The organism is Bradyrhizobium sp. AZCC 1610 (assembly GCF_036924515.1).
Classification (GTDB): Bacteria; Pseudomonadota; Alphaproteobacteria; order Rhizobiales; family Xanthobacteraceae; genus Bradyrhizobium.
The window spans coordinates 1010211-1023193 of record NZ_JAZHRR010000001.1 but is presented as its reverse complement, the minus strand read 5'-3'; the positions used below and the strand labels follow the sequence as shown (position 1 = coordinate 1023193).

At 60.1% G+C, this 12983-nt stretch carries 14 protein-coding genes, 2 pseudogenes and 1 riboswitch; of the genes and pseudogenes, 8 read left to right on the top strand and 8 right to left on the bottom strand.

Going from position 1 to position 12983, the window contains the following annotated elements:
* Positions 1–71: 71 nt before the first annotated feature.
* From V1279_RS05175 to V1279_RS05160, 4 genes are all read right to left on the bottom strand, one after another.
* Positions 72–287 (bottom strand): dodecin family protein, encoded by a 216-nt coding sequence (locus V1279_RS05175; protein ID WP_334433163.1) that lies wholly within the window; start codon positions 285–287, stop codon positions 72–74.
* A gap of 222 nt (positions 288–509) precedes the next feature.
* Positions 510–1049: a PRC-barrel domain-containing protein gene (locus tag V1279_RS05170; protein ID WP_334433161.1), complete on the bottom strand. Its 540-nt coding sequence runs from the start codon at positions 1047–1049 to the stop codon at positions 510–512.
* Between the two features lie 103 nt (positions 1050–1152).
* Positions 1153–1530 carry a PRC-barrel domain-containing protein gene (locus tag V1279_RS05165; RefSeq protein WP_334433158.1) on the bottom strand — a complete coding sequence of 126 codons (378 nt, stop codon included), beginning with the start codon at positions 1528–1530 and terminating at the stop codon, positions 1153–1155.
* A 146-nt stretch (positions 1531–1676) separates the two neighbouring features.
* Positions 1677–1970 (bottom strand): hypothetical protein, encoded by a 294-nt coding sequence (locus tag V1279_RS05160; protein WP_334446760.1) that lies wholly within the window; start codon positions 1968–1970, stop codon positions 1677–1679.
* Between V1279_RS05160 and V1279_RS05155 the strand changes: the two are divergent.
* Together V1279_RS05155 and V1279_RS05150 are read left to right on the top strand one after the other, a co-directional pair.
* Positions 1954–2070 (top strand): annotated as a pseudogene (locus tag V1279_RS05155) (DNA-binding response regulator); the annotation flags it as partial. The gene V1279_RS05160 and the pseudogene V1279_RS05155 sit on opposite strands and share 17 nt — an antisense overlap.
* Positions 2036–2740 (top strand): annotated as a pseudogene (locus V1279_RS05150) (ATP-binding protein); the annotation flags it as partial. The pseudogenes V1279_RS05155 and V1279_RS05150, both read left to right, overlap by 35 nt.
* A 9-nt stretch (positions 2741–2749) precedes the next feature.
* Here V1279_RS05150 and V1279_RS05145 read toward each other — a convergent pair.
* Positions 2750–2944: a hypothetical protein gene (locus tag V1279_RS05145; RefSeq protein WP_083754684.1), complete on the bottom strand. Its 195-nt coding sequence runs from the start codon at positions 2942–2944 to the stop codon at positions 2750–2752.
* Positions 2945–3300: 356 nt separating this feature from the next.
* Here V1279_RS05145 and V1279_RS05140 point away from each other — a divergent pair, with 356 nt between their 5' ends.
* From V1279_RS05140 to thiC, 6 genes are all read left to right on the top strand, one after another.
* Complete coding sequence (locus V1279_RS05140; protein WP_442894735.1) at positions 3301–3807, top strand: transglycosylase SLT domain-containing protein; 507 nt, start codon at positions 3301–3303, stop codon at positions 3805–3807.
* Positions 3808–3995: 188 nt separating this feature from the next.
* A riboswitch (TPP riboswitch) is annotated at positions 3996–4125 on the top strand.
* The gene (locus tag V1279_RS05135; RefSeq protein WP_334433153.1) at positions 4113–5126 is read left to right on the top strand and encodes an FAD-dependent oxidoreductase; all 1014 of its coding nucleotides are present in this window, start codon (positions 4113–4115) and stop codon (positions 5124–5126) included. (Overlaps the previous riboswitch by 13 nt.)
* Entirely contained in the window at positions 5117–5314 is a 198-nt protein-coding gene (gene thiS, locus V1279_RS05130) for a sulfur carrier protein ThiS (RefSeq protein WP_334433151.1), read from the top strand. The genes V1279_RS05135 and thiS overlap by 10 nt, the downstream gene beginning before the upstream one ends.
* A gap of 199 nt (positions 5315–5513) precedes the next feature.
* The gene (locus V1279_RS05125; protein WP_334446214.1) at positions 5514–6296 is read left to right on the top strand and encodes a thiazole synthase; all 783 of its coding nucleotides are present in this window, start codon (positions 5514–5516) and stop codon (positions 6294–6296) included.
* The gene (gene thiE, locus V1279_RS05120) at positions 6283–6891 is read left to right on the top strand and encodes a thiamine phosphate synthase (RefSeq protein WP_334433148.1); all 609 of its coding nucleotides are present in this window, start codon (positions 6283–6285) and stop codon (positions 6889–6891) included. Before V1279_RS05125 ends, thiE begins: the two co-directional genes overlap by 14 nt.
* 160 nt (positions 6892–7051) lie before the next feature.
* The gene (gene thiC, locus V1279_RS05115; RefSeq protein ID WP_334433146.1) at positions 7052–8950 is read left to right on the top strand and encodes a phosphomethylpyrimidine synthase ThiC; all 1899 of its coding nucleotides are present in this window, start codon (positions 7052–7054) and stop codon (positions 8948–8950) included.
* A 33-nt stretch (positions 8951–8983) separates the two neighbouring features.
* On the opposite strand, the gene V1279_RS05110 is transcribed toward thiC, so the two are convergent.
* The 3 genes from V1279_RS05110 to V1279_RS05100 form a co-directional block, all read right to left on the bottom strand.
* A complete protein-coding gene (locus V1279_RS05110; RefSeq protein WP_334433144.1) occupies positions 8984–9493 on the bottom strand; it encodes an SAM-dependent methyltransferase in 510 nt (169 codons plus the stop codon).
* An 841-nt stretch (positions 9494–10334) separates the two neighbouring features.
* A complete protein-coding gene (locus V1279_RS05105; RefSeq protein WP_334433141.1) occupies positions 10335–11603 on the bottom strand; it encodes a DUF6602 domain-containing protein in 1269 nt (422 codons plus the stop codon).
* 83 nt (positions 11604–11686) lie between these two features.
* The gene (locus V1279_RS05100) at positions 11687–12559 is read right to left on the bottom strand and encodes a toll/interleukin-1 receptor domain-containing protein (protein WP_334433140.1); all 873 of its coding nucleotides are present in this window, start codon (positions 12557–12559) and stop codon (positions 11687–11689) included.
* Between the last annotated feature and the right edge of the window lie 424 nt (positions 12560–12983).

The window sequence follows — 12983 nt, the reverse complement described above, 5'->3', positions numbered from 1 at the left end:
ACGCGGAGCCTGTCATCGGGCGCGCGTTCGCGCGACCCGGTGGCTTTGCCCACCCACGCATCATCCCGCCGCTACGACCCCTCGAACTTGAACGAGAGGCTCAGCTTGGCGCGGTAGGCTTCGACCTTGCCGCTGGCGTCCAGTTGCAGATCGAGCTTCATGACCTCGGCGACGCGCAGATCGCGCAGCGACTCTCCAGCGCGACTGACCGCGGCGGCAGCGGCCTTCTCCCAGGATTCCGTGCTGGTGCCGATCAGCTCGATGACTTTGTAGACGCTATCAGCCATGTCGTCCTCCCGTTGATGCAAGGGTCTATACAAGGCAGGACACAGGTGCTCCTGCCGCGAGACAACCTAACATCGGGACGTGCATCGTGAATAGGATGCGCTGCACCATTGCGAGCGTTTACGCCAGCGTGCGCCCATAAAACACACGCCCATAAAACACAATGGCCGGGCGGCTTACGCCGTCCGGCCATTTGTGAAAGTCATTGCTGCGCGACCGATGCCTCACTCGGTCGAGTACTTGAACTCCGGCATCGACTTCAGCTGATCCTTCGTTGCGCTGAACACGGCGTGATCCGGATACCACGGATTCTTCTTGGGAGGAGCCGCGGCCGGCGCTGCGCCCGTCGTCGTACCCGTGCCTGTTGTCCCAGGCCTTGCGCCGCCGCTGGCAGGCGCGCCGGCCGTGCCGGTATAGGCAATCGGCTCATCGACGAACTTCACCTTGTCGATCGGCACCGCAACCAGATGCTCGCCGACGCCGAGGAAGCCGCCGACACCGATCACCACGCCTTTGATGTCGCCGCTCTTGTCGGTCAGCAGATCGTTGATCGATCCGAGGCTTTCGTTGCTGTCGTTGTACACATTCAGGCCGACCAGCTTCGAGGTCCGCCAGTTACCCTTGAACGACGAGGTATCGGATGAAGCCGCAGGCGCGGCGGTGGTGGCGCTGTCAGTCGTTGCCGAAGGACTTTGTTGCGCGAACGCGACGCTCGCCAGCAGCGCGGAGGCCGCGATGCCGGCAACGGCAGTTTTGGTTAACATGTCGGTTCTCCTCATCTCCTCATTTCAGAAACGCTCTGGAAGAACCCGTCACGTCAACAAGTGTTCCACGCATTTCGCACGGAACAGGTGCGCCGCACTGCGGTCAGAAGCCGCCCCAGTAAGGCGGCATGCCGTAATAGCGATGCAGCTCGGCTTCCTTCGCGCGATCGCCCCAGTCGAAATCTTTGTCGGCACGGAATGACGGCGCGCGCTTCAGCTCTTCATCGTCGATGTCGAGTTCGTAGGCTTCGAACTTCGTGCTGTAGCGAAGCCGCCCCCACGGCAACGGAATCAGATTGGCCCCGATGCCCAGAAACCCGCCGAAACTCAGGACTGCATAGGATACTTTACCGGTGACCTTGTCGATCATCACCCGTTCGATATGGCCGATCATGTCCCCGTTCGGCCGCCGCACCGCGGTCCCCTCGACACGGTCGCTCGCGATCAAGGGATGCGGCTTGGCCATGACGTCGCTTGCCATCGGACCCTCCACATGAATCGAACAATCAACGCGACGACCCGCGTTCGGGTTCCACCGGGTAAAAATGAGACAACCATCCTTCCCTTTCGGAAAGGATGGTTGCTGCGTCGCCTTGTCCGCTCCGCGCTGAAACGCGATCCGCGGGCTCAGCTTTGATAATCGATCAGCAATGCCGAGAAGGAACCGCTGCTGCTCACGCTTGAACTGCCGGTTGCACCGTAGGTCGTCGATGACGAAGCCGACAGCGATTCCTGCAGCGATTGCAGGAACTGCTTGAGAATGTCGTCGATCGAAGTCGTGCTCGACGAAGAGTCGTCGCTCGAGGACACGCCATCCGCAGGGGGCGGACCGCCGGGGCCGCCCGGAGGGGGGCCGCCAGCCCCGCCGGGGCCGTTGGCGAAGGCGGCCTTGAAGATTCCCTGCGAGATGGCGCGCGCCATGACCGACCGCAGAATAGATCTCCTGATCCTCGACGTCATGCTGCCCGGCGAGGACGGCCTCACCCTCTGCCGCAAGGTGCGCGCTCAATCGCATGCGCCAGCGCATCACCGGCCTGATCGACGACCGCACCAGGATGCTCGCCGCGATCAGCCACGATCTGCGCACGCCGATTACAAGAATGCGGCTGCGCTCCGAATTCATCGAGGACGAGACCCATCGTAGCCGCATGCTCGACGATCTCGACCAGATGCGCGCGATGCTGGAATCGGTGCTGTCGTTCCTGCGCAACGATCGTCGGCTGGAAGCGATGACGCTGGCCGACATCGCCAGCACGCTGCAGCTCATCACCGACCAGTTCGGCGACATGGGATGCAGGGTCGCCTATGACGGCCCCGCGCATGCCATGGCCACGGTGCGGCCCGACGATTTGCACCGCGCCGTCACCAACCTGGTGGAGAATGCCGTGCGATTCGGCGCCGAAGCGGTGATCCGCCTTCGCGTTTCGGCGGATCAGCTCATCATCGACGTCGAAGACGACGGCCCCGGCATTTCGGATGCGCTGAAGCAGAATATGCTGGAGCCGTTCGTGCGCGGCGACGAGGCCCGCAACATGGATGAAGCGGCGGGGTTCGGCCTTGGTCTTTCGATCACGAACGCCATCGCAACAGCGCATAGCGGCACGCTGTCGCTGCGCGACCGGCAGCCGCACGGACTGGTGGTTCGCATGCGATTGCCAACGCACCAGAACAGCGGCCGCTCCGCGGCCTAGATATTTGCGTCAGGCTGCCAGCGCGTCGGGATCAGCTTCTTCGTAGATCGCGATCGCCTCGAAGCGATAGTCGCAGGCGCGGCAGAACCAGAGGAAGGACGTGCGGCCCGGGCTGCTCTCGACCCAATCGGGTCTCGGGATCGGCTTACCGCACTGGGCACAGGGATTACCGCGAGGCAGAGAGCTGGAATCGAGTCGAGCCATGGCGCATCTCCCTTTTGACGTCTTGCTGACGACGTTTTGTTTAATCGATGATTGGTTATGTCATTGAATGAGACAGGATTGCTGCCGGAATTGGATGTTCTGGCGGCAACGCTTGTACACTTTCGTCGATTCATTTGCACGACAATCGTGCGCGTCGGCATGACGCAGACTGGCGTAGCAGACGCGATGCGCCGCAGTAACAATCTGGGCGTCACGCTCGCCCGAGTCCGTTAACGAGTGCACCGGCCGCGGATACCTCGCCGCGATGCCGCCGGTTTTTCGCCACATCTGCGCCCGCTAATGGAACTACCGAAAGTGCCAATGGTTAAACGCGCCCGTCCGCCGAGATGGTTTTTATGAAAAGTTTGCCGAAATTCGCCTGGCTCTCCGCCACGGCGGCGCTGCTGGTTTCGCCCGGGGCGATGGCGCAGAGCCGCGCGCAATATGAGAGCATGGTCGCAACCCATGCGCGAGCCAACAACGTGCCGGAAGCGCTGGTGCACCGGGTGATCGTGCGCGAGAGCAAATATCATCCCAACCTCGTCGGACGCGGCGGCACCATCGGATTGATGCAGATCAAGCTGCCGACCGCGCGGGGCCTCGGCTACACCGGCGACGCCGCGGGCCTGCGCGATCCCGACACCAATCTCGCCTGGGGCATCAAATATCTGGCCGGCGCCTATCGCGCCGCCAACAGCGATCACGGTCGAGCCGTGCGTTATTATGCGAGCGGCTATTACTACGCCGCAAAGCGCCAGCGGCAGGAGCGGCCCCTGCAGATCGCGCCCGTGCTTGCGAGTGGCGGGCCGCCGAAAATCATCGCCAGGCCCGCAGACGCGAATGCGCTGCAGGCCCCCGAATAGCTAAATTTCGTGTCCCGGGCGCGGTGCGGCGCCTAGCGCTGCTCCGCAGAACCGGGACCTCCCGAGGCAACCTTTGGGCCTCGGCTCAGCGGCGCACCGCCAAGAGGCGCTGCGTCGCGTCCGGGGCATGGTAGCGGTGCAGTTCCCGCAAAGCCGCGTTGACACCCCCGCCCAACTGCCTACATTAGCCCTGTTCCGAGGGGTGCTCCGATGAGGAGCTGAGATACCGCAAGCTTGGGCAGTTCAGCCTGAGACCGCGGTGACCCTTTGAACCTGATCCGGGTCATGCCGGCGAAGGGACAGGGATGTACCAGAAGTCAGATCTACGCGGGGACTCCCCCGTTTCCATCATCGGCGCGGGCATTGCCGGCGCATGGCAGGCGCTGCTGTTCGCACAGGCCGGCCATGCCGTCACTTTGTATGAGCGCAGTGACGCCTATATGACGCTCGCAACCAGCCACTGGGCCGGCGGCATGCTCGCGCCGTATTGCGAGGCTGAGGCCTCCGAGCCTGCGATCGGCCGGCTCGGCATCCGCTCGCTGGATCTGTGGCGCGAGCTTTTTCCGAAAACCCCGTTCAACGGATCGCTTGTCGTGGCGCATGCGCGCGACCGCGCCGATTTCGAGCGCTTTGCGAAACTGACCACCAGCCATGTCAGGCTCGACGCCCGCGGCGTCAGCGATCTCGAACCTTCGCTGGAGGGCCGTTTCCGCGATGGCCTGTTCTATGCCGGTGAAGGCCATGTCGAGCCGCGCCGCGTGCTCCCCGAGCTGCATGCGCGCATCACGGCGGCCGGCGGCACCATCAAGTTCGACTGCGACACAAGCGCGGAAGATCTCGACGGCATCGTGATCGACTGCCGCGGGCTTTCGGCGCGCGACGAGCAGCCGGAATTACGCGGCGTGAAGGGCGAGATGATCATCGTTGAGACGAACGAGGTCGAGCTGTCGCGCCCGGTGCGGCTGATCCATCCGCGCTGGCCGCTTTACGTCATTCCGCGCGGCGACAATAAATTCATGCTGGGCGCGACCTCGATCGAGGCCGAGGACACCGGCGTCAGCGTGCGCTCGGCGCTGGAGCTGCTCGGCGCAGCCTATGCCGTGCATCCGGCGTTTGCCGAGGCGCGCATCGTCGAGTTCGGCTCGGGCCTTCGTCCGGCCTTCCCCGACAATCTGCCGCGGATCACGATTCGCAACGACAAGATCGCCGTGAACGGGCTCTACCGCCACGGCTTTCTGCTGGCCCCCGCACTGGCCGAGCTGACACTTGCCTATGTGCAGCGCGGCGCGATCGACAATGAGGTGATGCGATGCGTGTGACCGTCAACGGCGAAGCGCGGGAGATCACCTCTTCCCGCGTCGACGCCCTGCTTAGCGAACTCGAATACGAGGGCACGCATTTCGCGATCGCAGTGAATTACGACGTGCTGCCGAAAAGCCGCTGGGCGGAGACTGTGCTGAAGAGCGGCGATGAAATCGAGATCATCACGCCGCGGCAGGGAGGGTGAGGGGGATGCTAGCTTGCGTACCATCTCTCCCCCCGTCGTCCCTGCGAACGCAGGGACCCATAGCCACCGGCCTTCATTTTGAAGGAAGGCATCTGCCACAGCGCCCACAAGAGAGATCACGCGGCCGCGATGAGCGCCATTGCGCTCACGCTAGGGGTCCCTGCGTTCGCAGGGACGACAGATGGAAAGCTGCGACACCATGCTGAACTTCTACGGCAAGACCTTCTCCTCCCGCCTGCTGATCGGCACGGCGCTCTACCCCTCGCCCGCGATCATGCAGGACGCGATCCGCGCGTCGGGGGCCAACATCGTCACTGTGTCGCTGCGGCGCGAATCTGCCGGCGGCAAGACCGGCGATGCGTTCTGGTCGCTGATCCGCGAGCTCGGCGTCACGGTGCTGCCGAACACCGCCGGCTGCCGCAGCGTGCGCGAGGCGGTGACCACCGCAAAGCTGGCGCGCGAGCTTTTCGCCACGCCCTGGATCAAGCTGGAGGTGATCGCCGACAACGATACGCTGCAGCCCGACGTGGTCGGCCTGGTCGAGGCCGCCGCCATCCTGATCAAGGACGGCTTTGAAGTATTCCCCTATTGCACCGAAGACCTTTCGGTCGCGATGCGGCTGGTCGATGCGGGGTGCAAGGTGGTGATGCCGTGGGCCGCGCCGATCGGCAGCGCCAAGGGCATCACCAACCGCGACGCGCTAAAACTGATGCGCGAGCGCCTGCCTGACATCACGCTGGTGGTCGACGCCGGCTTAGGGGCGCCGTCGCATGCGGCCCACGCGCTCGAACTCGGCTACGACGCGGTGCTGCTCAACACGGCCATTGCAAAAGCCGCCGACCCCGTCGCGATGGCCAATGCGTTCCGCCTCGGCGTCGAAGCCGGCCGCACCGCCTATGAGGCCGGGTTGATGGAAGCCCGCGACTTCGCCTCGCCTTCAACCCCTGTGATCGGGACACCGTTCTGGCATGCCGTATCCTGATAAATTTTATCCCGTCGTTCACAACGTCGCCTGGGTGACGCGGCTGGCGCTGCTCGGCGCCGGCACCATCCAGTTGCGCGCCAAGGACCTCAATGAGTCAGAGGCGCTGCAGATCGTGACCGACGCGCTGGAGGCCATCAAGGGCACGCCGGCAAAACTCGTGGTCAACGATTACTGGCGCGCGGCGATCGTCGCCGGCGCAAAGCACCTGCATCTCGGCCAGGAAGACCTTGCCGATGCCGACCTCGGTGAAATCCGTAAAGCAGGATTGACGCTCGGCATCTCCACCCATGATGACGAGGAGCTGGCGACCGCGCTTGCAGCGAAGCCGGACTATATCGCGCTCGGCCCGATTTTTCCGACCACGCTGAAATCGATGCGCTTCGCGCCGCAGGGCATTGCAAAGATCACCGAGTGGAAGAAGCGCATCGGCGACATCCCGCTGGTCGCGATCGGCGGCATCAAGTTCGAACAATCGGCCGAGATTTTTGCCGCGGGTGCGGACTCCATCGCCGTCGTCAGCGACGTCACCCAGCACGCCGACCCGGATGCGCGGGTGCGGCAGTGGCTGGGCCACAGCGCGGAGGCCGCGTGATGAGGACACCTGTTATCCGTCACCCTGAGGCGGCCGCTTCTTCAGCGGCCCTCGAAGGGCGACGGCCCGGCTCCATCCTTCGAGGCTCGCAAGCGCTCGCACCTCAGGATGACGAACAGCACGCGATGACGCGATAAACAAATTCAACGGAGGATACATAATGAACATTCGCTCTAACCCCGACACCACCCTGCCCGCCGTCACTACCGGGCCCCTTCCCTCATCGCGCAAAATCTTTGCAACGCCGGACGCCGCGCCCGACCTGCGCGTGCCCCTGCGCGAGATCATTTTGAGCGAAGGCGCCGGCGAGCCGAACCTGCCGGTGTACGACACCTCGGGCCCCTATACCGATCCGACTGTGACCATCGACGTCAACGCCGGCCTGTCGCGCAGCCGCATCGAATGGGTGAAGGAGCGCGGCGGCGTCGAGGAATATCAGGGCCGCGAGATCAAGCCGGAGGACAACGGCAATGTCGGCGCGTCGCATGCCGCAAAGGCCTTCACCGCGCACCACAAACCCTTACGCGGCCTCGACGGCCACAAGATCACCCAGCTCGAATTCGCTCGCGCCGGGATCATCACCAAAGAGATGATCTACGTCGCCGAGCGCGAAAACCTCGGCCGGAAAGCACAGCTCGAACGCGCCGAAGCAGCCCTTGCCGACGGCGAAAGCTTTGGCGCCGAGGTCCCCGCCTTCGTCACGCCGGAGTTCGTGCGCTCCGAGATCGCGCGCGGCAGGGCCATCATTCCCTGCAACATCAACCACGCCGAACTCGAGCCGATGATCATCGGCCGCAATTTTCTCACCAAGATCAACGCCAATATCGGCAACTCCGCCGTTACCTCGTCGGTGGAAGAAGAGGTCGACAAGATGGTGTGGGCGATCCGCTGGGGGGCCGACACCGTGATGGACCTCTCCACGGGCCGCAACATCCACACCACGCGCGAGTGGATCTTGCGCAACGCGCCGATCCCGATCGGCACCGTTCCGATCTACCAGGCGCTGGAGAAGTGCGAAGGCGATCCGGTCAAACTGACCTGGGAGCTCTACAAGGACACGCTGATCGAGCAATGCGAACAGGGCGTCGACTATTTCACCATCCACGCCGGCGTGCGCCTGCCCTACATCCACCTCACCGCCAACCGCGTCACCGGCATCGTGTCGCGCGGCGGCTCGATCATGGCGAAGTGGTGCCTGGCGCATCACAAGGAAAGCTTCCTCTATACGCACTTCGACGAGATCTGCGATCTCATGCGCAAGTATGACGTCTCGTTCTCGCTCGGCGACGGCCTGCGCCCCGGCTCGATCGCCGACGCCAACGACCGCGCGCAGTTTGCGGAGTTGGAGACGCTCGGCGAGCTGACGAAGATCGCGTGGGACAAGGGCTGTCAGGTGATGATCGAAGGCCCCGGCCATGTGCCGATGCACAAGATCAAGATCAACATGGACAAGCAGCTCAAGGAGTGCGGCGAAGCCCCGTTCTATACGTTGGGCCCGCTGACCACCGACATCGCGCCGGGCTACGACCACATCACCTCAGGGATCGGTGCGGCCATGATCGGCTGGTTCGGCTGCGCCATGCTCTGCTACGTCACCCCGAAGGAGCATCTCGGCCTCCCCGACCGCAACGACGTCAAGGTCGGCGTCATCACCTACAAGATCGCCGCCCACGCCTCTGACTTGGCCAAGGGCCACCCCGCCGCGCAACTGCGCGACGACGCCCTCTCCCGCGCCCGCTTCGACTTCCGCTGGACCGACCAATTCAACCTCGGCCTCGATCCGGACACGGCAAAGAGCTTCCACGACGAAACGCTGCCGAAGGAAGCCCACAAGGTCGCGCACTTCTGCTCGATGTGCGGGCCGAAGTTCTGTTCGATGAAGATCACGCAGGATGTGCGGGATTATGCGGCGACGCTGAACGATCCGGCGGGTGTGGGGATGTCGGTGAGCGGGACCATCGAGGACGGCATGGCAGCGATGTCGCAGAAGTTCAAGGAGATGGGGAGCGATCTCTACCTGGATGCGGAGAAGGTGAGGGAGAGCAATCGGGTGTTGTGAGGGGCCTCCAACACGAATTTGACTAATCGGTTTTCACAGCAAAGAACCGAGCATCCCGACGGCATCGCCTCGGGCACCAGGACGCAGGGGGTTTTCGTAATCCCCTGCGCGCTCTAACCGCTTTCGACATGGAGGAATCCACATCAGGCGAGGAAGTTGCGTCGACCCCCTCTCCTTTTCCCACACTAGCCAAGCGTAGCCGGTTGCTGTCGAGGCTTTCCTATCGAGGCGCCCTCTCACCATCGGAACCCGTTCGCTGAACTGCGCAAATTTTGTCGGTGGAATATCACGAAATATCGCGTCGTATCGACCTACACTTTCCAAGAACACACTGCGCGCCAAAATGGCGACTCCCTTGCGAGCCTCACTTAAAGCCCGCAGAACGAACTCTTCAGCAAGCCGGAAGGGCGGATTGGTGATTATCCAATCATAAGATTCTTCGTTGGTGGACATCGTCACAAAGTCAAGAAGCTCCCCATATTGGTAATCGTAAGCGTCAGATGCCCTGACCGTATGAAAATATTCGCCTAGCACCTTCGACATATGTCCGGCGCCGCACGCGGGCTCCCAACAGGTCATTTCGGCTAGCGTCTCTCCAACTTCCAAGACATGCTCAAGTAGTGCACGCGTCGCCCAAGGTGGCGTAGGGAAATCGTCGGGGCTATTCTTGGCCTCGATCCGTTGAGACATGACAGCATGTGATAAATTTTGCATAGGATCTAATTTGAAAAGCGAATCATCTCACCAGTTGGCTCCGCAACACATTGCACACGAGGAGGCCGCTTGGCCAGTATTGGCGGACGGAGGTCCAACTAGGTCCGCTTCCCGCGAATAGCTTCGCTAACGCGACCGTGATTTACGTTAAAAGCTCCCCCTATCTCTTGATGGGACATATCGGGATTATCCTTGGCAAACTCACGAATTTCCTCCGCAAGTTCGGGTGTCATCGGAGTACTTGTCGCAGGAGCCCTCGGACCTACCGGAGACCTCCGCCGAAGCTCCTCCGCGAGTTCCAAAAGTTCGGCGGCCTCCTCCGGATAAGCCCCCTGAATCTCCTCAGAAATTTCACGAATTCGCGTCATTACCTCGGGTATTTTCATTGTTCCTCCAAGAGCTTGGGGGCCAGTACGTGGAAACTCCTATCGCTTAGTACGAGCACGTTGCCAACAATGCTACCATACGGCGGGGCGCCGTTAAATGGCGCAAATGGCCGAGTTGAAAAGCACTGACTTGGCTTCTGACCTTGGACCAGCGAAATGGCGGAGACGGCGCCAGGTCCAAAACATGTGCGTCAAGATCGAGTTCGTTGCTTCCCTTGCTGAGCAACGCATGCCACTTGCGTATTGATGAAAGTTCGGTGGTAAAAATCCGAGATTGAAGGCATTCAGTTCTGCGATGAGCGGAGCCGCTCTTCCAGCCATGAAGCTAAAAGACGCTGATCGAATGAAGCATAAGCTTCTCCGGTAGGCATATAGTGAATAATGATCGGGTCATGAATGGGGAAGATCTTCCCGTCCCTCTCCGAGACAAGCCTCTTCTGGAGGAGAGACTTGGCAATAGAATTGCCGCTCGTACCCTCGCTCGCGCAAAACGATAGAAATTGACTGTCGTTTAAGTCAGTCGGGCCAAGCTGGTTGAGATGCATCAGAACGGTTGCCTCAGTATCATTCAAGCTTGATGGCTCCCATGGAGCCTTCTCCTTGTTGTACTGCGCTAGCTGCTTCTCCGAATAATCCATGTGTCTCAAAATTGGCTTTCGATCAGATGTATCCCACTCGGTCATAAGCAGCGGCTTCAATTTTTCGGGCCGCAAGTCGTCATTGAAGAACACTCCAGCATTTGCAAGCGTCGATAACTTCTCCCAAATCAGCTCCAACATAATTCTGATCGGTGATTCACTGCACGAAACTACGACCGACCATTGATTGTCGTCCGTTGAGAGACAGTATGGATTGCCCGCGGCCTTCAAAACGCTAAATGAGCCGCAAATTACTTGATCAGGAAATCCCTCCAAATCAATCGATGCCCTGCCCTCTTGTTCACACGCTTCGACAACTGCCGTTCGCAACCCACTCTCCGTCTTATATCCCCCAAATGAATAAATGATCCGCAACGGAAGAAGCGTCTCAGTAGCAATTAGATTAAAGATAGCCTGCAATGAAGGCGACAAGCGCCGGAAGTCCGAAAGACTACCTACGTGCTTGCCTGTAATCAGAGAGAACGACAAAGCCGCGCGGTCAAATTTAACGGGAGTTTTCTTTTCTAGATGAAACTCGCGAGCCATTTTGGCGACGATAGCCAGTTTGTCTCGAGCGTCGCGAACTTCGCTGGCATTTAGCGTCTTCTTGACTTCAAGAACGCAAATCACCTGGTCGATCCGATAGACGTACTTCGATGTATTTGGCACAGGCGCTCCCGATCCGGTCACGACCATGCAATCTACTTCGCGGCTTAGTTCCCCATTCGGTCCACGAACAAAGCCGCGCTCCACTCTTAGATCCGGCACAGGTGGCAAGGCTCGATTTGTGATTTGGGCAGTCACTCCCTCGAACATCTCGCCTATAGTCAGCTTGTGAGTTATGTCCTGACCTTGGATTTCTCCAAGCTTCTTATCCTGGAACTGTTGGAGAAGATCAGCAAACTTAGTAATCACAGAATTTCTCCGATGGAGTCTCGAACGTTGTACCGTCGCTCGTGCCCATATCTGAGACAGCTAACCAGGCAACTACAATGTCTTTAGTTTTGGCTTGATCTTCGCAAAGAGGGCACTGCGTTGGCTGAGATGATCGCTTGATTTGCTTCATCTAAATAACGCCGAAATTGCAAAAGCTGACGACGGATACCATCCGCCTCTAGCGCGAGATCATCTCTCTCAAAATGAACGAGCAACCGATTAGCAAGAGCGTTCCATCGTCCCATTAAAGCAAGAACGAGGTTGCGCTCTCGACCACTGAGGGACGATTCGCTTTCGAAATATGAACTCAATACCTTGTTGATCAAGATATCGACAGACGAACCTAGCAGCCTGTCCGGATGGGCCAGCGCCATGGCTTGCTCGCGCCCGAGTGCTAGAACTTCTTCTAGAATTTCTTCCGTGCTGCGTGCGGCTACGCACTTTGTTGCTCCATCCTCACGCAAGATTGCGTCGATCTTTTCTTGCAGATCAGGCCAAAGTTTTTCGAACAGAGTCGTCAAGCGTGGTTCAGGCATCAATACGCCCTCGTCAGCAAGGTTCGCCGACTTGAGCAACTTCAAGACATCGTCTCGGGCGAAATTAGTAACCTGAAATTGCGATAAGGGCTGAAGAACGTCCGCTGGACGAATGCCAAACAGCAGAGGAGCCACTCGAGACTCTTCTACTGACTTTGCAATCGCACCTGCCTCAAAGTGCAGCCAGCGCGAGCTAAGATTTTCTTTGGTTAGAACCACTAGCCCAAAGCGAGCTTCTTCAAGTTCATTTCCGATATGGCTCGACCATCTCGCGCCTTTCTCGATAGACTCTGATGACATGTAAGGCTCAACGCCTTGCAGCACCATGGGCAACCACTCGAACAACCGTTCTGCAATTCGGCGGCTTAGATCGCCCGACCAACTTATAAATAAGCGCATGTGCTACAACCCTATCAAATAGCTGCAACTTTGAGTGTAGCCGCTGATGAAGGTCCGGCAAAGTCGCCTTTCCATATTCTCACAGCTATTGAAGGAGATTACTCAACCGCCAAAGGTAACTGCTTATGCCCAAACGCCAAAAGGCCTAGAGTGCGGGCTACGAATGGTTGAAATGGTGACGAGCCAGTCGTCGATAACCTGCACGCAGGGCGGATTAGCGACCTGTCCGCCGTAGCTCGCAGAGCGAAGGCGGAAGCGTAATCCGCCATCTTCGCAACGAGAGCGCGGCGGATCTGGCGCGAACAGCGATGGGTTTCGCTTCGCTCTACCGATCCTACGCCGCTGCGGGCGCAGCGACGACGCGGAGAGGTCATTGCGCATGTGCGGGCCGGATTGGCGGACCTGCCGAAGCAAAGCCGCATAC

Coding starts and splice junctions, on each gene's coding strand:
- V1279_RS05175 (WP_334433163.1), bottom strand. CDS start 287: ATGGCTGATAGCGTCTACAAAGTCATCGAGCTGATCGGCACCAGCACG.
- V1279_RS05170 (WP_334433161.1), bottom strand. CDS start 1,049: ATGTTAACCAAAACTGCCGTTGCCGGCATCGCGGCCTCCGCGCTGCTG.
- V1279_RS05165 (WP_334433158.1), bottom strand. CDS start 1,530: ATGGCAAGCGACGTCATGGCCAAGCCGCATCCCTTGATCGCGAGCGAC.
- V1279_RS05160 (WP_334446760.1), bottom strand. CDS start 1,970: ATGGCGCGCGCCATCTCGCAGGGAATCTTCAAGGCCGCCTTCGCCAAC.
- V1279_RS05145 (WP_083754684.1), bottom strand. CDS start 2,944: ATGGCTCGACTCGATTCCAGCTCTCTGCCTCGCGGTAATCCCTGTGCC.
- V1279_RS05140 (WP_442894735.1), top strand. CDS start 3,301: ATGAAAAGTTTGCCGAAATTCGCCTGGCTCTCCGCCACGGCGGCGCTG.
- V1279_RS05135 (WP_334433153.1), top strand. CDS start 4,113: ATGTACCAGAAGTCAGATCTACGCGGGGACTCCCCCGTTTCCATCATC.
- thiS (WP_334433151.1), top strand. CDS start 5,117: ATGCGTGTGACCGTCAACGGCGAAGCGCGGGAGATCACCTCTTCCCGC.
- V1279_RS05125 (WP_334446214.1), top strand. CDS start 5,514: ATGCTGAACTTCTACGGCAAGACCTTCTCCTCCCGCCTGCTGATCGGC.
- thiE (WP_334433148.1), top strand. CDS start 6,283: ATGCCGTATCCTGATAAATTTTATCCCGTCGTTCACAACGTCGCCTGG.
- thiC (WP_334433146.1), top strand. CDS start 7,052: ATGAACATTCGCTCTAACCCCGACACCACCCTGCCCGCCGTCACTACC.
- V1279_RS05110 (WP_334433144.1), bottom strand. CDS start 9,493: ATGTCGAAGGTGCTAGGCGAATATTTTCATACGGTCAGGGCATCTGAC.
- V1279_RS05100 (WP_334433140.1), bottom strand. CDS start 12,559: ATGCGCTTATTTATAAGTTGGTCGGGCGATCTAAGCCGCCGAATTGCA.